At 61.3% G+C, this 326-nt stretch carries 1 protein-coding gene; it reads left to right on the plus strand.

Annotated elements, in window-relative coordinates:
• The coding region (locus AC6CIA_RS26465; RefSeq protein WP_498316116.1) for a type 1 periplasmic-binding domain-containing protein at positions 1-326 on the plus strand (326 nt) is incomplete at both ends.

Genomic DNA, 326 nt, shown 5'->3' on the forward strand with positions numbered 1-326 from the left:
GCCAACGGCGCCAAGGGCTTTGTGATCTGCCCGCCGGACGTCGCCCTCGGCCCGGCCATCGTCGCCAAGGCCAAGCGCAATGGCTTGAAAGTCATGGCGGTGGATGACCGTTTTGTCGATGCCAAGGGCAACTTCATGGAAGACGTGCCGTACCTGGGCATGGCCGCCTTCGAAGTCGGCCAGAAGCAGGGCGCCGCGATGGCCGCCGAAGCGAAAAAACGTGGCTGGGACTGGAAAGACACCTACGCGGTGATCAATACCTACAACGAACTCGACACCGGTAAAAAGCGCACCGACGGCTCGATCCAATCCCTGAAAGAAGCGGG

Source organism: Pseudomonas sp. GQ91 (assembly GCF_059758795.1).